Origin of the sequence: Sphingobacterium sp. UBA7038 (genome assembly GCF_002494055.1) — a bacterium.
GTDB lineage: Bacteria > Bacteroidota > Bacteroidia > Sphingobacteriales > Sphingobacteriaceae > Sphingobacterium > Sphingobacterium multivorum.
The window spans coordinates 47,303-63,322 of the sequence record NZ_DLAV01000009.1; the positions used below are offsets into that span (position 1 = coordinate 47,303).

Here is a 16,020-nt window from a genome sequence, read left to right on the forward strand (position 1 = left end):
CTTCAAATTGATACAAGCTATGAAAGCAAAATATTTTATGATACTAATATTGACTCTATTGGTCATCACTACCGGTTGTGAGGACCGTCTCGATATAGCGAAGCACGGAAATATGGGAAGCCAGGAAGATTTCTATAAAACAGACGACGATGCAACACAGGCATTGGCTTCTTTATACACAAGTTGGGCGAACAACTATTTCAACTGGTTTTTCACAAAAAACCTCTTGGCTGACGATGTTTGGACTGGTGGTGGTTCTCGGGGAGATAATTCCGGTATGGAACAGTTAAATGAGTATACGTTCGACACAGATCATGCAATGATACAAGCGCTATATTCGGGACTATATGCGGTAATTTATAAAGCAAACCTGATCATTGATTTTGTGGAACCTGATACCGAAGCAAAGAAACGGGCTATTGCCGAAGCAAAGTTCTTCCGTGCATGGGCTCATTTCGAGTTAGTTTCTTTATTTGGCACCGCTCCCATTGTAGACCACTTACTGACTCCTGATGAATACCGCAAAGGCAATAGTACAGCTGCAGAGATCTGGGCATTTGTGGAAAGAGATCTGACAGAAGCAATCAATAGCAATGTTCTACCATCTAAAACCAGTGTGACCGACCGTGAAACCGGAATCCGTATAACAAAGGAAGTAGCGCAATCGATGCTGGGCAAGACTTATTTATTTCAGGGCAAAAACAGCGCCGCCGCGGATATATTGGATAAGGTAATTGAATCGAAAAAATACGCACTATACACAGGTAACTATGATATGTTGCTGCATATTGCAGCTAATGGCTCCAGTGAATCCATGTTGGAAGTACAGAAGCGAAATGACTCGGAGCAAGCCTGGAACCAGATGACAATGACTTTCATCATGCAGGGCTGGCGTTCAGATAAATTAAATATGAGTAACGAAGCTTCCGCCTATATCGCCTCAGGCACCTATGGGTTTATGAATCCCCGTAAAGAATTATATGATGCATTTGTAGCGATGGAGGGTGAAAATGGTTATCGCCTGAACAGTACAATCCGTACTGCATCTCAAATGGCTATGTTAGGAATCAATATACAACCAGGAGCGAATATGGTTGGCCACGAAGGCTATTTTATGTGGAAAAATCGTGCCCTGAAAGAAGATTGTGTATATGATGCGTCCTATTTCCAAGCATTGCAATACATTAACCTGCGTGTAATGCGCTATGCCGAAGTTCTGTTAATGGCAGCTGAAGCACACGTAAAAAATGGTAATAGCAGTAAGGCCTTAGACTATATCAACCGGATACGTTCCCGTGCTCAACTGAAAGATCTGACTACAGTAACTTTAGATGACGTGAAAAAAGAAAAGCGTTTGGAACTTTGTCTGGAAGGTGTTCGCTATCAGGATTTGATACGCTGGGGAGATGCAGAAGCAGCGATGAGTAATCAAGGCAAAAAAATACCAAGCTACTCAGCGGCGGGTGTTTCTTTTGAATTTGATAACACTACTTATGGCTTTAGGGCAAAACATAAATTATTGCCTATACCACGCAAGGAACTTGAACTGAACCCGAATATGGTACAAAACAACAACTGGTAACTTGATCATGTGTACGCAACAATGATGGAAAAAAATTGCCTTGATGTCTCTGACTATACGAGTAAACATATAGGAAACAAGGCATTAGACCAAAGACCAGGCACGCTTTGCGGAGCGATAAACCAAAGTAGTAAATTGTTAATGAAAATAAAACATGAATAAAATGCGTATAGAGAACCTTTTAATTACTTTATTTGCCGTCTTTTCCTTGCTAGCGGCAAATGCACAATCTTCCCGCCCACCCCAAAGCAAGGTAATAACGGATAGTATCTATAGTGGGGTACTGAAAGCCCATCGTGCCTATTCGATTTATCTGCCGAAGAGTTATGAGGTCGATAAAGCAAAGAAATATCCTATCCTTTACCTGTTGCATGGGATGACGGGAGTTAATACCAGCTGGTTCGAAGACCAGCGTTGCAAGGATGTAATGGATCAGCTGGTCTCCTCAGGTGAAGCTTGTGAGATGATTATTGTTTCACCCAATGCCGGAGGTAACATCTATGCTGGTGTCTGGAACGGATACTTCAATATGCCCGGATGGGCATATGAAGATTTTTTCTACAAAGAATTTCTTCCTTATATAGAGCAGACTTATCGAATAAAAAATGACAAACAGCATCGGGCAATTTCCGGATTGTCAATGGGCGGTGGTGGAGCAGTTTCCTATGCTCAAAGACACAGCGATATGTTTTGTGCCGTATATGCTATGAGTGCCTTAGTGTCTATTCCTGAGCAAGGAGCCGTAGCACCACAGCAAACTGATGACAAGGTGGCCCTATTAACTCAATCGGTCATAGAAAACAGTTGCGTAAAATATGTAGAAAAAGCTGATGACCTTCACAAGAAACAACTTCGGGAAATTGCATGGTTTGTCGATTGCGGTGACGATGACTTCCTGCTCGACCGTAACATCGAATTCACACAAGCTATGCGTCGGGCAAACATCCCGTTTGAATTTCGGGTCCGTGATGGTGGCCACACTTCCGAATACTGGCATTCTGCTCTGTACAGCTGTTTACCATTCGTAACACGTTGTTTTGGCAAATAATATCACTTAATATTTTTTTAATCAACAAACAAGAACAACAATGAAAAGATTATCAATTCTATTCGCCTTGCTTGCACTATTTATTACATCTTTCGCACAGCAGGCTCTGTGGGGAGGCCCGCAAGTAGTATCTCCCGAAATTCATGGGAACAACACCGTAACTTTCCGCATTAGAGCTCCAAAAGCAACTAAAGTGGAAATCACAGGTGACTTTCTGCCTACCCAAAAGAAGGACACACCATATGGCAAATTTGATGTTCCCGGAGTAGCGGAACTGAAAAAAAATAACGAGGGTATATGGGAATATACCACGTCCGATCCGCTGAACTCCGAACTTTATAGCTATAATTTCATCGTTGACAGCATACGTATGAATGACCCCAGTAACATCATGATGAAACGCGATGTGGCTTCAATAACCAACTATTTCATCATCAAAGGTGAAAAAGGCAATTTATATAGTACAAATACTATTCCTCATGGGACGGTAGCGCGAAGATGGTACAGTAGTCCAACATTGAAGGAGGAACGCCGCATAACAATTTACACTCCGCCGGGCTACGAAAACGGTAATCAATCTTACCCTGTATTTTATTTGCTTCACGGCTCCGGCGGTGATGAAGAAGCGTGGATAGCACTTGGACGCGCGGCGCAGATACTCGATAATCTCATTGCACAGGGAAAAGCTAAACCAATGATTGTTGTTATGCCAAATGGCCATACGCAAAACACAGCATCACCTGAAGAAACAAACAGAGCATACACCCCTGCTATGGGTGGTGGTCCGAGAGAGGCTGTAGCAAGTATGGAAAATAGTTTTGGAGACATCCTGAAATTTGTAGAAGCCAATTACAGGGTTAAAGCAGGTAAAGCAAATCGTGCGGTAGCAGGTTTGTCAATGGGTGGAATGCACTCTTCAGCGATCTCCGCCCAATATGCCAATACGTTTGACTTCATCGGTATATTTTCGGCTCCTCCTCTGGCATCAATGATGACAATCGGTAATCCGAACGCAGCAGATGTACAGAAAGCTACGGATGAATTTGTAAAGAAATTAGAAGTACAGAAAAAGAACGGCTATAAATTATATTGGATCGCATGCGGAAATACAGACTTCCTGTACAAAGGTGTTATGGACAGTATGAAGAAAATGGACGAAATAGGTTTTAAATATACATACAGAGAAAGCGGAGGCGGCCACACATGGGACAACTGGAGGATCTATCTGTCCGAGTTTGCACCAATGCTCTTCTAAATTATGTCCGAAAGGAACTATCGTTAGTGTACGGCATTTTCGAGAAAACTCGAAAATGCCCCTTTCGGGTATTTACGACTTAATAAGTACACTCAAGCCTTTATTCTTAAAAAGAAAAATTCTTCACTTTAAGTAATGAAGATCAAAAATTATATTGACCATCATAGCACCTGTTTTACTTAGGGAATCATTTGAGGAAAGTGATGAGATGGCTGCATTCATCAGAGATGTAAGAGCAATATAAAATGCTGAAGTGGCAGATACAAAACAAATAAAGTACTATCATGAGAAAATATTATTTATTCTTTATCGCCTTAGTTTTAATAACTGGCGTCAACGCACAACAAAGCAATATCTCCACGACCATCCGTCAGGATAAGGATGCGGAAAGTAAGATTGAAAACCTGATAAAAAAAATGACGCTCGAAGAAAAAATCGGACAGATGACCCAGTTGACCGTCGATGTCATAGGTAAAGGAATGAATATTTTCCATACCGTCATTCCCTTCGAGTTTGATGCGCCACTTACTGATTCAGTAATGCGCAAATACAAGGTAGGCTCCATACTGAATGTACCTGGCAGTACTCCTCAAACCCCTACAGAATGGACTTACATCATCTCCGGACTGCAAAAGATTGCGATTAAGGAAACAGGTATCCCTATTGTCTATGGTGTTGATCAAATACATGGGACCACTTACACGCAAGGAGGCACTCTGTTTCCTCAAAATATCAATCTCGGAGCCTCTTTCAACCGTGAGCTTTCCTCCGAAACCGGCCGCATATCGGCATACGAGACGAGAGCAGGAAATATCCCCTGGACATTTGCTCCCGTGTTAGATCTTGGTCGCGACGCTCGCTGGCCTCGTATGTGGGAAACATTCGGTGAAGACGCTTTCCTTGTATCCGAGCTGGGACGTGAAATGGTTACCGGCCTTCAGGGCGGAAACGGCTCATCTATTGATAAATATCATGTGGCCGCCTGTTTGAAACATTATATGGGGTATGGCGTCCCCTTCTCTGGTAAAGACCGTACACCGTCCTATATTACCGGCTATGATATGCGCGAGAAGCATTTTGCCCCCTATCTTAAGGCTATACAAGCCGGTGCGCTTTCAGTAATGGTCAACTCGGCTGTAGATAATGGCATACCTTTCCATGCAAACTATAAATACCTCACTCAATGGCTCAAACAAGATCTCAATTGGGATGGAGTAATCGTGACTGACTGGGCGGATATTAACAATATTTATATGCGGGACCATGTTGCGGCTACAAAAAAAGAAGCGGTTAAAATGGCAATCAATGCCGGTATAGATATGTCTATGGATCCGTATTCGTGGGATTTTTGCGTTTTACTGAAACAACTGGTTGAAGAAGGCGAAGTATCGATGGCCCGTATCGATGATGCCGTTAGCCGGATATTGCGTATGAAATTCCGTCTCGGATTGTTCGATAAATCTTACCGTGCCATCGAAGAATATCCAGAGTTCGGAAGTAAAAAACATGCAAAAGTCGCCCTTGCAGCCGCTGAAGAATCTATTACTCTATTGAAGAATGATGATCGTCTTCTTCCTTTAACACAAACGAAGAAGATCCTGATCACAGGTCCGAATGCCAATTCCATGCGTTCGCTAAACGGTGGCTGGTCATACACATGGCAAGGAGACAGGGCTGATGAATTTGCTGCCGATCACAATACTATCCTTGAAGCTTTTCAGTATAAAGCCGGTACTCAGAATATCATTTATGAACCGGGAGTTACATACAAAGTACGTGGTTCATATTGGGAAGAAAATACACCTGAGATAGAGAAAGCTGTTGCCGCCGCACGCGATGTTGATGTAATCATCGCTTGCATTGGCGAAAACTCTTATTGTGAAACTCCGGGCAATCTGGATGATCTGACCTTGTCTAAGAATCAGCTTGATTTAGTGAAAGCATTAGCACAAACCGGAAAGCCCATTATCCTGGTATTAAATGAAGGTCGTCCGCGCATTATTAATGAGATCGTCCCATTGGCAAAAGCTATTGTCCACATCTATTTACCGGGGAACTACGGCGGTGATGCACTGGCTAATGTAGTGTATGGGGATATCAATCCAAGCGGCAAGCTTCCTTTCACCTACCCGCGCCATGTAAATTCGCTCATTACCTACGACTATAAACCGAGCCAGAACCAGGATCGCATGCAAGGTGCTTATAACTATGATGCCGTAGCATCTGTGCAATGGGCTTTTGGATATGGATTAAGTTATTCTTCATTTAAATATAGTAATCTGAAGGTAGACAAAGCCTCATTTAGCGATACAGATGAATTAACTTTCACTGTTGATATAAAAAATAGCGGTCCTGTAACGGGAAAAGAAAGCGTATTACTGTTCATTAATGATAAAGTTGCTTCAATGACTCCCGATGTACGTCGTCTACGCGCTTTCGATAAGGTTGAATTGAAAGCTGGGGAAAGTAGGAATATTACATTAAAAGTAAAAGGGAGTGACCTTGCATTTGTCGGCGCTGACGGGAAGTGGGTACTTGAGAAGGGAGAATTTGATGTTCAGTTGGGAGATCAAATGTTGAAATTGAATTGTACATCAACGAAGAAATGGGATACACCCAACAAATAATTGTAGTACGTTCTTTCAATTATACTATTGGGGGTAACAATGAAAAATGCCGATCAGCTGTAAAATGCTATCGGCATTTTTCATAAACTCAAGGTGTTGATTTATTCGTATTTAGTTATAAGTTTTGATCTAAGATGAAACCGCATGGTTCAAATCAATTTATTTCACCAATCGCTCACCATATCACTCATTTTGTTTGCCTTGTTTTCAACCTAATCAGCATTAAAATCATATTTCGATAGAAACCTCTCCATTTTTTCTCGCTTGGGCCGTTTTCCTCGACCATTTTCCCACCCAATTACTGTCTGTGGATCAACCACCATTAATTTTGCAAAATGTTTACGACTAAGTCCATTTAGATATCTATAGGCTTTTATTCTGCCTTCGAATGTTGTTAAGTCTAACTCGAATGGATAATAACCCAAGAATCTAATTAATGCTGGATAATATGTGATTTGAGGAGTACTGCGATTATTTTCCCAATAAGTGATACAGTCTTCACTTACCCCAAAAAGAACAGCGAGATCTTTTTGGAAAAGTTTTAATTCCATTCTTTTCTTTCTTATATGCTCGCCAATAGAAGTAGGATTTTTAGGATATGAGTTATCCATCGGTTTTACTGTTTCTGTTTCAAAACGCAAACTAGGCAACGCAGGAATGTCCCTGTGGCTATTTCAATCACCCCGAAAAAGAATGCATATGCGGCAGTAATACCGTACAACGTTATTTAAGTAAAATATCGGGGCCCCTTTTAGACCGTATCGATCTGCATATTGAGGTGACACCTGTACTTTTTGACCAACTGAGTACGACACGTATAGCCGAAGACAGCCGTACTGTGCGAACTCGAGTCATTCAAACACGCGAAATTCAAAAGGAACGGTTCGATTCTTTTCCAGACATCCATTGTAATGCCCAGATGAGTACACAATTGACCCGAGAAATATGTCAGATTGATGAGCCCGGAAGGAAGTTACTTAAAACGGCTATTGAACGTCTGAGCCTATCTGCAAGAGCATACGATAGAATACTCAAAGTTGCTCGAACAATCGCTGATATGGAGCAAAGTAAAATGATCGAAAATCATCATCTCGCCGAAGCGATCCAGTATAGAAATTTAGATCGGGAAACCTGGGGTGGAAAATTTTAAAACTGAGCCAAACAATGCTTAATAACCCAAGGGAAACAGATAATCGTCAAGATCAGACCCGACAATGCGCCAAAGAAATGAGCATCGTGATTTATACCATCTTGCGCTTTTTTTGACGCCCACACACAGTAACCTAAAAACAAAAATGCAAACAGATAAGCCGGCATCGGTATAATCATCATCACACCAATGGTAATTTTCGGATCGAAAAGAATGTAGCTAAACAGAACCGCACAAATCGCACCTGAAGCGCCTAAACTATAGTAACCGGGGTTATTTTTTTGCTGGATGATTGTTGGAATATCGCTCAAGATCAAACTACCGACATAGATTACGGCAAATAAAATATGACCGTATGGACTTGCTTCTGCAAGTATGCGCTCCAAACCAAATGCAAAATAATAGAAGGTAAGCATATTAAACAGCAGATGCCCCCAATCTTTATGCACAAAGCCACTGGTAAGGATGGTATACCATTTTCGATTACGTGCGATACTATACGGATGCAACATCAGTTTACCGTAAAGTTGTTCATGTGAAAACGTATAGATACTGGTAGCGAGCGTAAAAAAGAAAATAATACTCGCAACAGGCATTTCTGTTAGATAATATAATAGCATAGTAATTCCTAGAATCGATCCTCTAAAAGTAAAACGTAAAGTTCTTTTGGTCCGTGTGCACCCAAAACCAATCTTTTCTCGATATCAGCCGTCCTGGAGGGGCCGGTAATTGTCGAAATCATTGTCGGGATTTCCTGACCGTAACGCTTCTGCATATAGGCTAAAGCATCCTTTAGATCCCAAACCAATTGCGAAGCTTTGGCAATGACAATATGAATTGGAGGATATATACTCAACCTGCGTCCTGAAGCATTTGCATTACTCACCATAACACTTCCATTACGTGCAACCAATGCTTCACATGAGGTAATGCTCGCATTTGCTGATTCAAAATCTTCCGCTGTTTTTAAAAAAGGGAAACCATATGGACTGAGTAAATTTTGAACACCTTGTTCCCAAGCGTATATATTTTTGATATTATTCTCCTCGGTCAATAAAATCAGATTTTCAATCAGACCGATCTCGCCATCACAATACAGAAACTTGCCTCCCGCAGCAGTCAATTCGCGAACAAAAACAATATCCACCAACTCATCCTCTTCTTTATAAAGCGGCGTTTCTTTGAAATTGGGATGTGGATTATCGTTTTTCTGTAGTAATGCCTGACGTACCCGTTTTAACATTATCTCTTTCGCTGTTGCGTTCTTCACGTTCATGGCGCAAATATATATAAATGCAGCGCTAGAGTGATCTAGCGCTGCAGCATTCAAATTAATTCAAATTATTGGAGGGTGTTTCTGAACTCTGCCCTTCGTTAGATCGCGCTTCGTCCGGATGAACATCCAACGGTAAATCTGTCTGTGGAACTCCACCACCATCAGCACCATTCACAAACTCCTCGTAAGTAGTCTTGGTTTCAAATGGACGTTTACCTAATATCTCTTCCAAGTCCGACTGAAAAAGAATCTCTTTTTCCAATAGCTTTTCTGCTATTTTAATCAAACCCTCACGTTTATCCAGCAATAACTGTTTGGTACGTGCATAGACGTCATTAATTAAGTTACGTACCTCTGCATCAATCAGCTCTGCCGTTTTGTCAGAATATGGTTTTTGGAAAGATGCTTCAGAACTATCTCGGAAGGAAACATTGCCAACTTTATCATTCATACCGTAGATTGCTATCATCGCATACGAAAGTTGCGTGATACGCTCTAAGTCATTTTGAGCACCTGTTGAAATTCTTCCAAACGTAATATCTTCAGCGACACGACCACCCATAGTCATACATAAACTGTCTATAAGCTGTTCTGTCGTATATAGGAACTGTTCACGGGGAAGGTACTGTGCATAACCCAAAGCAGCGACACCACGTGGCACAATAGACACTTTCACCAAAGGATCGGCGTGCTCTAAAAACCAGCCCGCAATAGCGTGTCCAGCCTCATGATAAGCAACAATACGTTTCTCTTCCGGAGAGATGATTTTGTTTTTCTTCTCAAGACCACCGATCACACGATCAACGGCATCCTGAAAATCCTGCATATCAATCTCGGGTTTATTTTTACGGGCAGCAATAAGGGCTGCTTCGTTACACACGTTGGCAATTTCAGCTCCCGCAAAACCAGGTGTCTGCGCCGATAATTTTTTTGCATCGACCTCAGCCGATAATTTCAACGGCTTTAGATGCACTTTGAAAATTTGCTCACGGCCAATCAAATCCGGTTTATCAATAGAAATTTGACGGTCAAAACGTCCTGGACGCAACAATGCTGTATCCAGTACATCGATACGGTTAGTAGCCGCTAAAATAATAACGCCTGAATCCGTACCGAAACCATCCATCTCCACCAATAATTGGTTCAATGTATTTTCACGCTCGTCATTACCGCCCATCATCGAGTTTTTACCACGAGCACGACCTATAGCGTCAATCTCATCGATAAAAATGATACATGGTGCTTTCTCTTTCGCTTGCTTAAACAAATCGCGAACACGCGATGCACCTACACCCACAAACATTTCGACAAAGTCAGATCCGGATAGCGAGAAAAATGGCACTTGAGCCTCTCCGGCTACCGCTTTAGCCAATAAAGTCTTACCCGTTCCCGGAGGCCCTACAAGCAAAGCGCCTTTCGGAATTTTACCCCCTAGATTGGTATACTTACGTGGATTTTTTAAGAAATCCACAATCTCCATAACTTCTTGTTTCGCTTCTTCAAGACCAGCAACATCGTTAAATGTGATATTGATCTGCGATTCTTTATCAAACAACGTCGCCTTAGATTTACCTATATTAAAGATCGCACCGCCACCGCCGCCAGCACCACCGCCCATACGACGCATCAAGAAGATCCAGATGGCAGCCAATACCAACAACGGCAACATAAACGTGATAAACCAGCTTGCCCAAGGGTTAGAACGGTCATCATAAGTCAATTGGACTTTTGGTGTACCTGGCGTTAATTCCGCTTGTGAAGCAGCTAATTTCTTTTCTAAAACATCAGGCGAAGCATCCTTAAAAATATATTGTGGACCCTTGTCTTCCTGTCCTGATAGACTTGGAAGCGGATCAGCAGCTTTTGTAGCGTCTTTAAAACTTGGGTTATCTTTCCAGCCCTTTTTTAGATAGACCTCCACTTCGACAAGATCATTCTTTTTATAGGCGACGAGACGCTCTACAGCGCCTGTATTCAACATACGTGTCTCAAAATCACTATAGCTAACTTCCTTAGCTGGGCTTTCTCCAAAAACGTACTGTAAGGCAAAAAAACCTAAAAACATGGCAATCATAAGCCACACAAAATTGAATTTTGGCGGTTTCGGGCTTACCTTACTACTCGGGATTTTTTTCATTATATCGTAATTATATTTTCTTTATAAATTTTTTCGTTGAGGACAATTAAGCGCTTTGGAAATGCTGTACTTCTGCATCTCCCCATAAATCCTCGATACCATAATGCGCTCTTTTTTCGGTCTTAAAGATATGTACAACCACATCCACAAAATCCAAAATCAACCATTCACCATTGGATTGCCCTTCTTTATATTGGGGTTCTTGACCAAATGCCTTATAGACTTCTTCTTCGACACTCTTTGCTATCGCATTCACCTGAATGTTAGAGTCGGCATGACAAATCACAAAATAATCGGAAACAGAACTGTGAAGATCTCTTAAATCCAAGCGAACGATCTCGTTTGCTTTCTTTTCTTGCATACCATAAACGATAATTTCTGATAGACGTTGGGACAATTCTGAACTTTTATTTTTACTCATTAAAAAATGTGATAGTTTTGACTTAATATTTATTTAATACTTTCAGTTTGCAAAATAACAATATTTCGGGACTTATCATCGGTCAAAATGCAATATATCTTGACAAAGTCGCCTCTACAAACGATTATCTCAGGGAATTATTGTCAAATTTCAAGCCACTAGCTGAGGGGACTGCCATTTTAGCAGAAGAACAATTTCAGGGCAAGGGGCAGCGTGGAAGCTCCTGGGTCAGTGAACCAGGGAAAAATCTAACAACATCGATCCTCTTAAAGCCTCATTTCCTGCCCATAGCGGAACAATTTGCGCTTTCCGCCACAATCGCCATTGCAACCGTCAATTGGCTGAAAAGCAAAACCGAGCAGCCTGTAGTCGTGAAATGGCCCAATGATATTTACGTCAATTCAAAGAAAATAACAGGCATTTTAATAGAAAATAAATTAAAAGGCAGTAAAATAGACCACGCAATTATTGGCATTGGTGTAAATATTAATCAAATTAATTTTGACACAGCAACAACAATAACCTCGCTCGCCTGCCTGACCGATCGACAGGATTACAACATCAAGGAACTGGCACAGGAGTTATTCCAAGTGATCCAACAGGAGTACCTGAACCTGTATAAGGAGGGCGCTCAATATCAGTTAAACCGCTACAACGCGTTATTGTTTTGGAGAGGTGAAGAAAGACCATTCCTAGTCGACGGCATCAAAAAAACTGGCATTATTCAACAGGTGTCTAATGACGGGAAGCTACTGGTTCTTTTGGAAGACACCTTGCGCGAATTTGATATCAAAGAAATTACACATCTTATTACTTAATCTTTACAAAAAAAGGATAACCCATTTTAGAATTGTCAAACCTTTGTTCTAAATTTGTCAACAGCGTGATTAAACCTTTATTCACCCGAAGTATCAAAGAACAAGAACACACTGCAATCATTGTAGTGAAAAAGGAAAGAACAAATTAAATTCTGATGAAAAAGTTAATACTGTTAATGACTGTGGTAATTTTTGCAGTTACGGGAGCATTCGCTCAGATTCACAAACCTGTAAAATGGACTGTGGCGAGCAAAAAGTTAAATAACAAAGAAGCTGTAGTTTATGTAAAAGCTACAATCCAAAATGGATGGCACATTTATTCACAAAATGTGAAAGATGGCGGCCCAATTCCAACTTCTTTCAACTTTGCTAAAGCGGCAGATTATACATTGGTAGGTAAAACTGCAGAGCCGAAACCAAAAGTAAAACACGAGGATGTATTTAAGATGGATGTTGGTTATTTTACAAACGAGGTAATTTTCCAACAAAAAGTAACTTTAAACAAAGGAACTGCCACCGTTAAAGGCACTGTTGAATGGCAAGCATGTGATGCATCACAATGTCTTCCTCCAGACGAATATGCTTTTGCTGTGACAATCAAATAGTAAAAATGATTCTACACGGATAAATTAATAAGGCGATTCTCATCGCCTTTTTTTATTTTTGACCATAACATCAGAAATTCATACGCATGTTAAAAAACACATTCATTCTACTTTTAATTGCTTTTTTCAGTCTTTCTTTAACGACAGCAACTTTTGCCTCCGCACAAGATAGCTTAACAAGTACAGAAGGACTTCAATTTGAATCATCACCGGATACAGCTACTTCTGTTGAAGCGGTACCTGAGGATCTAAATTTTACAGCTTCACCTGACACAATGGTTAGTCAGGACAGCAGCAAAATAGCTCCTGTTAAGGCAAACGCTCCCTCCGGGCAAGAATCAAGTAAAAAATCACTTTGGAGTATCTTTATCGCAGGATTAGTTGGCGGCTTCGCAGCGCTACTCATGCCATGTATATTTCCAATGCTCCCACTTACCGTAAGTTATTTTACAAAACAGGCTGGAAGCCGCGCAAGCGGTATCAGCAAGGCACTCCTCTACGGTCTCTTTATTATTGTGATCTATGTCGCTTTAGGAATGATTATTACCATTTCCTTTGGTTCGGATGCATTGAATGCTTTATCCACAAATGGGGTATTTAACTTCCTATTCTTCCTCTTATTAGTTGTTTTCGCCGCATCCTTTTTTGGTGCTTTTGAAATCACGTTACCGAGTTCTTTTGTCAATAAAATGGATGCCAAATCCGACAAAGGCGGTCTCGTAGGGCTTTTCTTTATGGCATTCAGCCTTTCACTGGTCTCCTTCTCCTGTACTGGCCCCATTATTGGCACCTTATTGGTCGAAGCGGCCTCAAAAGGAGAACGCCTAGGTCCTGCAATCGGTATGCTTGGCTTTTCTATAGCACTTGCAATTCCTTTTGGCTTATTTGCGATGTTCCCTTCGATGTTAAAATCCCTGCCAAAATCTGGTGGCTGGTTAAATTCGGTGAAGGTTGTACTCGGCTTCTTAGAGCTCGCACTGGCACTGAAATTCTTATCAAATGTAGATTTGGCCTACCATTGGAATTGGTTGGATCGGGAAGTCTTCTTATCGCTATGGATTGCCATCTTTAGTATGATGGGCTTATATCTTATTGGAAAGATTAAGTTTTCACATGACAGCGAATTAAAATTCCTCTCCGTACCGAGAACTATTCTCGCTATCATTGTATTCTCCTTCGTTATCTATATGGTACCGGGGCTATGGGGAGCTCCCCTAAAATCAATTTCAGCTTTCTTGCCACCCTCGGCAACACAGGACTTTGACCTGTCGGCAGGAATAGCAGCCGCTCCCGCACACAGTGATGGTAAAGTCAAAAAATATGCGGAGATTTTTCACGAACGCGGTACACCAAAAGGATTTGATCCATATTATGATTATGATCAGGCCTTGGAAACAGCAAAAGAACTGAATAAACCTGTATTGATAGATTTTACAGGTTGGAACTGTGTTAATTGCCGAAAAATGGAAGCAAATGTATGGACTGATCCTGCCGTTGCCAAGCTATTGAAGGAAGAATTTATAATGGCCGAATTGTTTGTCGATGATAAAACAGAATTACCTGCAAACGAACAATTCGTTTCAAAATACAGTGGCAAAAAAATCAAAACGATAGGGAATAAAAACAGTGATTTCCAAGCCTCAGCTTTCGACAGCAATTCGCAACCACTCTATGTTATCGTCGATGCATCGGGCACCGTATTGGTTCCAAAAACTGGTGCAAACTATAATATTGCGGAGTACACTGCGTTTTTACAGAGCGGAATTGACGCCTTTAAGGCAAAAAAATAGTCTGTATACAGCAGAAGGTATGCTTAGAGAATAACAGCAGAGAACATGCGATTATTAAATTTGCATTATCTTTAGCTCACACTTAGATGAATTGCAGTTAAAAAAGCGATTGCTTGTTCTTAATAGCGATATTGGCGACTTCTAATAACGGAAATATAATTGTATATACGCTTAAAAATAGCTAAGTTTGAGTACGTATGAGTAACATTAAAAAAATTGCTGTTTTGACATCTGGAGGAGATGCTCCAGGAATGAATGCTGGTATCCGCGCTGTTGTTAGAGCGGGGATCTACAATAATCTTGAAGTATTTGGGGTACGCAGAGGTTATGATGGTCTAGTTAATGGTGAGATTATCCCTATGGATGCTAAATCTGTAGCCAATATCATACAACGTGGTGGTACTATCCTAAAAACAGCCCGCAGCGAGGCTTTCAAAACAATTGAAGGACGTAAGCAGGCTTATGAAAATTTACGCAGCCACGGTATTGATGCCATGGTTGTTATCGGTGGCGATGGTACATTTACCGGCGCATCCAAATTTATCGAAGAATTCGATTTTCCTATCATCGGTCTTCCGGGCACAATCGATAACGATTTGGCCGGTACAGACTTCACTATTGGCTATGATACAGCCATTAATACAGTTATCCAAGCCGTAGACAAAATTCGCGACACCGCCGAGTCTCACGATAGACTTTTTGTGATCGAAGTGATGGGCCGCGACTCTGGTCTTATCGCCGTCCGTTCTGGTATCAGTACCGGTGCTGAAGCAGTACTGGTTCCTGAGTTCGAGGTAGACTATGATGCGATTATGAAAAGACTTGACAAAAGCCGTAAAAATAAATCATCCCGCATTATTATTGTTGCTGAAGGCGACAAAGAGGGCGGTATGGTGGTATCGGAAAAAATCAAGGAAAATTTCCCGCACTACGACGTTAGATTATCTATTTTAGGACATATTCAGCGTGGCGGAAGCCCTACTTGCATGGATCGTGTACTGGCCAGCAGGCTTGGAATTGCAGCGGTAGAGGCTTTACTACAAGGCCGCAGAGGTGAAATGGCCGGACTGATTTGCAGTGAAGTAAGATTCACTCCTTTTAAGAGCGCCATCAAGCATAACGTAAAAATGAATGAAGATCTGCTTCGTATCATTGAAATCCTTTCGTTGTAAATGATCTAGTTTATTCTTGACTAACAATAAAGAAAGAGGCTGTCTCAAAAAGGCAGTCTCTTTTTTTTCATTATCTAAGGTTTATTATTTGTTTTAACGGTTTGATTTTCATATATTCATAGTGTAAACAAAAAGGATA

14 protein-coding genes and 1 pseudogene are annotated in these 16,020 nt (G+C 41.2%); 10 read left to right on the forward strand and 5 right to left on the reverse strand.

Annotated elements, in window-relative coordinates:
* Nucleotides 1-37 precede the first annotated feature (37 nt).
* The 4 genes from B3H30_RS04340 to B3H30_RS04355 all read left to right on the forward strand — a co-directional run bounded on the left by B3H30_RS04340 (nt 38) and on the right by B3H30_RS04355 (nt 6,512).
* Entirely contained in the window at nt 38-1,582 is a 1,545-nt protein-coding gene (locus B3H30_RS04340; protein WP_286833450.1) for a RagB/SusD family nutrient uptake outer membrane protein, read from the forward strand.
* 163 nt (nt 1,583-1,745) lie between these two features.
* Nucleotides 1,746-2,630, forward strand: coding sequence for an alpha/beta hydrolase (locus B3H30_RS04345; protein ID WP_286833453.1), 885 nt, complete (start codon nt 1,746-1,748; stop codon nt 2,628-2,630).
* Between the two features lie 40 nt (nt 2,631-2,670).
* Nucleotides 2,671-3,885: an esterase gene (locus B3H30_RS04350; protein ID WP_286833456.1), complete on the forward strand. Its 1,215-nt coding sequence runs from the start codon at nt 2,671-2,673 to the stop codon at nt 3,883-3,885.
* 284 nt (nt 3,886-4,169) lie between these two features.
* Nucleotides 4,170-6,512: a glycoside hydrolase family 3 N-terminal domain-containing protein gene (locus tag B3H30_RS04355; protein WP_286833458.1), complete on the forward strand. Its 2,343-nt coding sequence runs from the start codon at nt 4,170-4,172 to the stop codon at nt 6,510-6,512.
* A 212-nt stretch (nt 6,513-6,724) separates the two neighbouring features.
* On the opposite strand, the gene B3H30_RS04360 is transcribed toward B3H30_RS04355, so the two are convergent.
* On the reverse strand, nt 6,725-7,123 hold the full coding sequence (locus tag B3H30_RS04360) for a helix-turn-helix transcriptional regulator (protein ID WP_286833460.1): 399 nt from the start codon (nt 7,121-7,123) through the stop codon (nt 6,725-6,727).
* Between the two features lie 47 nt (nt 7,124-7,170).
* Between B3H30_RS04360 and B3H30_RS24830 the strand changes: the two are divergent.
* Both B3H30_RS24830 and B3H30_RS04365 read left to right on the forward strand, forming a co-directional pair.
* Nucleotides 7,171-7,290: pseudogene (locus B3H30_RS24830) on the forward strand (ATP-binding protein); the annotation flags it as partial.
* Nucleotides 7,291-7,662 carry an ATP-binding protein gene (locus B3H30_RS04365; RefSeq protein WP_414713312.1) on the forward strand — a complete coding sequence of 124 codons (372 nt, stop codon included), beginning with the start codon at nt 7,291-7,293 and terminating at the stop codon, nt 7,660-7,662.
* On the opposite strand, the gene B3H30_RS04370 is transcribed toward B3H30_RS04365, so the two are convergent.
* From B3H30_RS04370 to rsfS, 4 genes are read right to left on the reverse strand one after another with little or no spacing between them, the layout of a single operon-like run.
* A complete protein-coding gene (locus B3H30_RS04370) occupies nt 7,659-8,282 on the reverse strand; it encodes a rhomboid family intramembrane serine protease (protein ID WP_286833462.1) in 624 nt (207 codons plus the stop codon). The two genes, B3H30_RS04365 and B3H30_RS04370, sit on opposite strands and share 4 nt — an antisense overlap.
* 8 nt (nt 8,283-8,290) lie before the next feature.
* Nucleotides 8,291-8,938 (reverse strand): LutC/YkgG family protein, encoded by a 648-nt coding sequence (locus tag B3H30_RS04375; protein WP_070561445.1) that lies wholly within the window; start codon nt 8,936-8,938, stop codon nt 8,291-8,293.
* 55 nt (nt 8,939-8,993) lie between these two features.
* Nucleotides 8,994-11,075: an ATP-dependent zinc metalloprotease FtsH gene (ftsH, locus tag B3H30_RS04380; RefSeq protein WP_112375078.1), complete on the reverse strand. Its 2,082-nt coding sequence runs from the start codon at nt 11,073-11,075 to the stop codon at nt 8,994-8,996.
* Nucleotides 11,076-11,121: 46 nt separating this feature from the next.
* The gene (rsfS, locus tag B3H30_RS04385) at nt 11,122-11,496 is read right to left on the reverse strand and encodes a ribosome silencing factor (RefSeq protein ID WP_046673130.1); all 375 of its coding nucleotides are present in this window, start codon (nt 11,494-11,496) and stop codon (nt 11,122-11,124) included.
* A 47-nt stretch (nt 11,497-11,543) separates the two neighbouring features.
* Here rsfS and B3H30_RS04390 point away from each other — a divergent pair, with 47 nt between their 5' ends.
* The 4 genes from B3H30_RS04390 to pfkA all read left to right on the forward strand — a co-directional run bounded on the left by B3H30_RS04390 (nt 11,544) and on the right by pfkA (nt 15,881).
* Nucleotides 11,544-12,314: a biotin--[acetyl-CoA-carboxylase] ligase gene (locus B3H30_RS04390; protein WP_286833463.1), complete on the forward strand. Its 771-nt coding sequence runs from the start codon at nt 11,544-11,546 to the stop codon at nt 12,312-12,314.
* 155 nt (nt 12,315-12,469) lie between these two features.
* The gene (locus tag B3H30_RS04395; RefSeq protein ID WP_070561447.1) at nt 12,470-12,919 is read left to right on the forward strand and encodes a protein-disulfide reductase DsbD domain-containing protein; all 450 of its coding nucleotides are present in this window, start codon (nt 12,470-12,472) and stop codon (nt 12,917-12,919) included.
* 86 nt (nt 12,920-13,005) lie between these two features.
* Nucleotides 13,006-14,709, forward strand: coding sequence for a protein-disulfide reductase DsbD family protein (locus B3H30_RS04400; protein WP_286833465.1), 1,704 nt, complete (start codon nt 13,006-13,008; stop codon nt 14,707-14,709).
* Nucleotides 14,710-14,906: 197 nt separating this feature from the next.
* Nucleotides 14,907-15,881, forward strand: a complete 975-nt coding sequence (gene pfkA, locus B3H30_RS04405; protein ID WP_286769212.1) for a 6-phosphofructokinase — start codon at nt 14,907-14,909, stop codon at nt 15,879-15,881.
* Nucleotides 15,882-16,020: the final 139 nt, after the last annotated feature.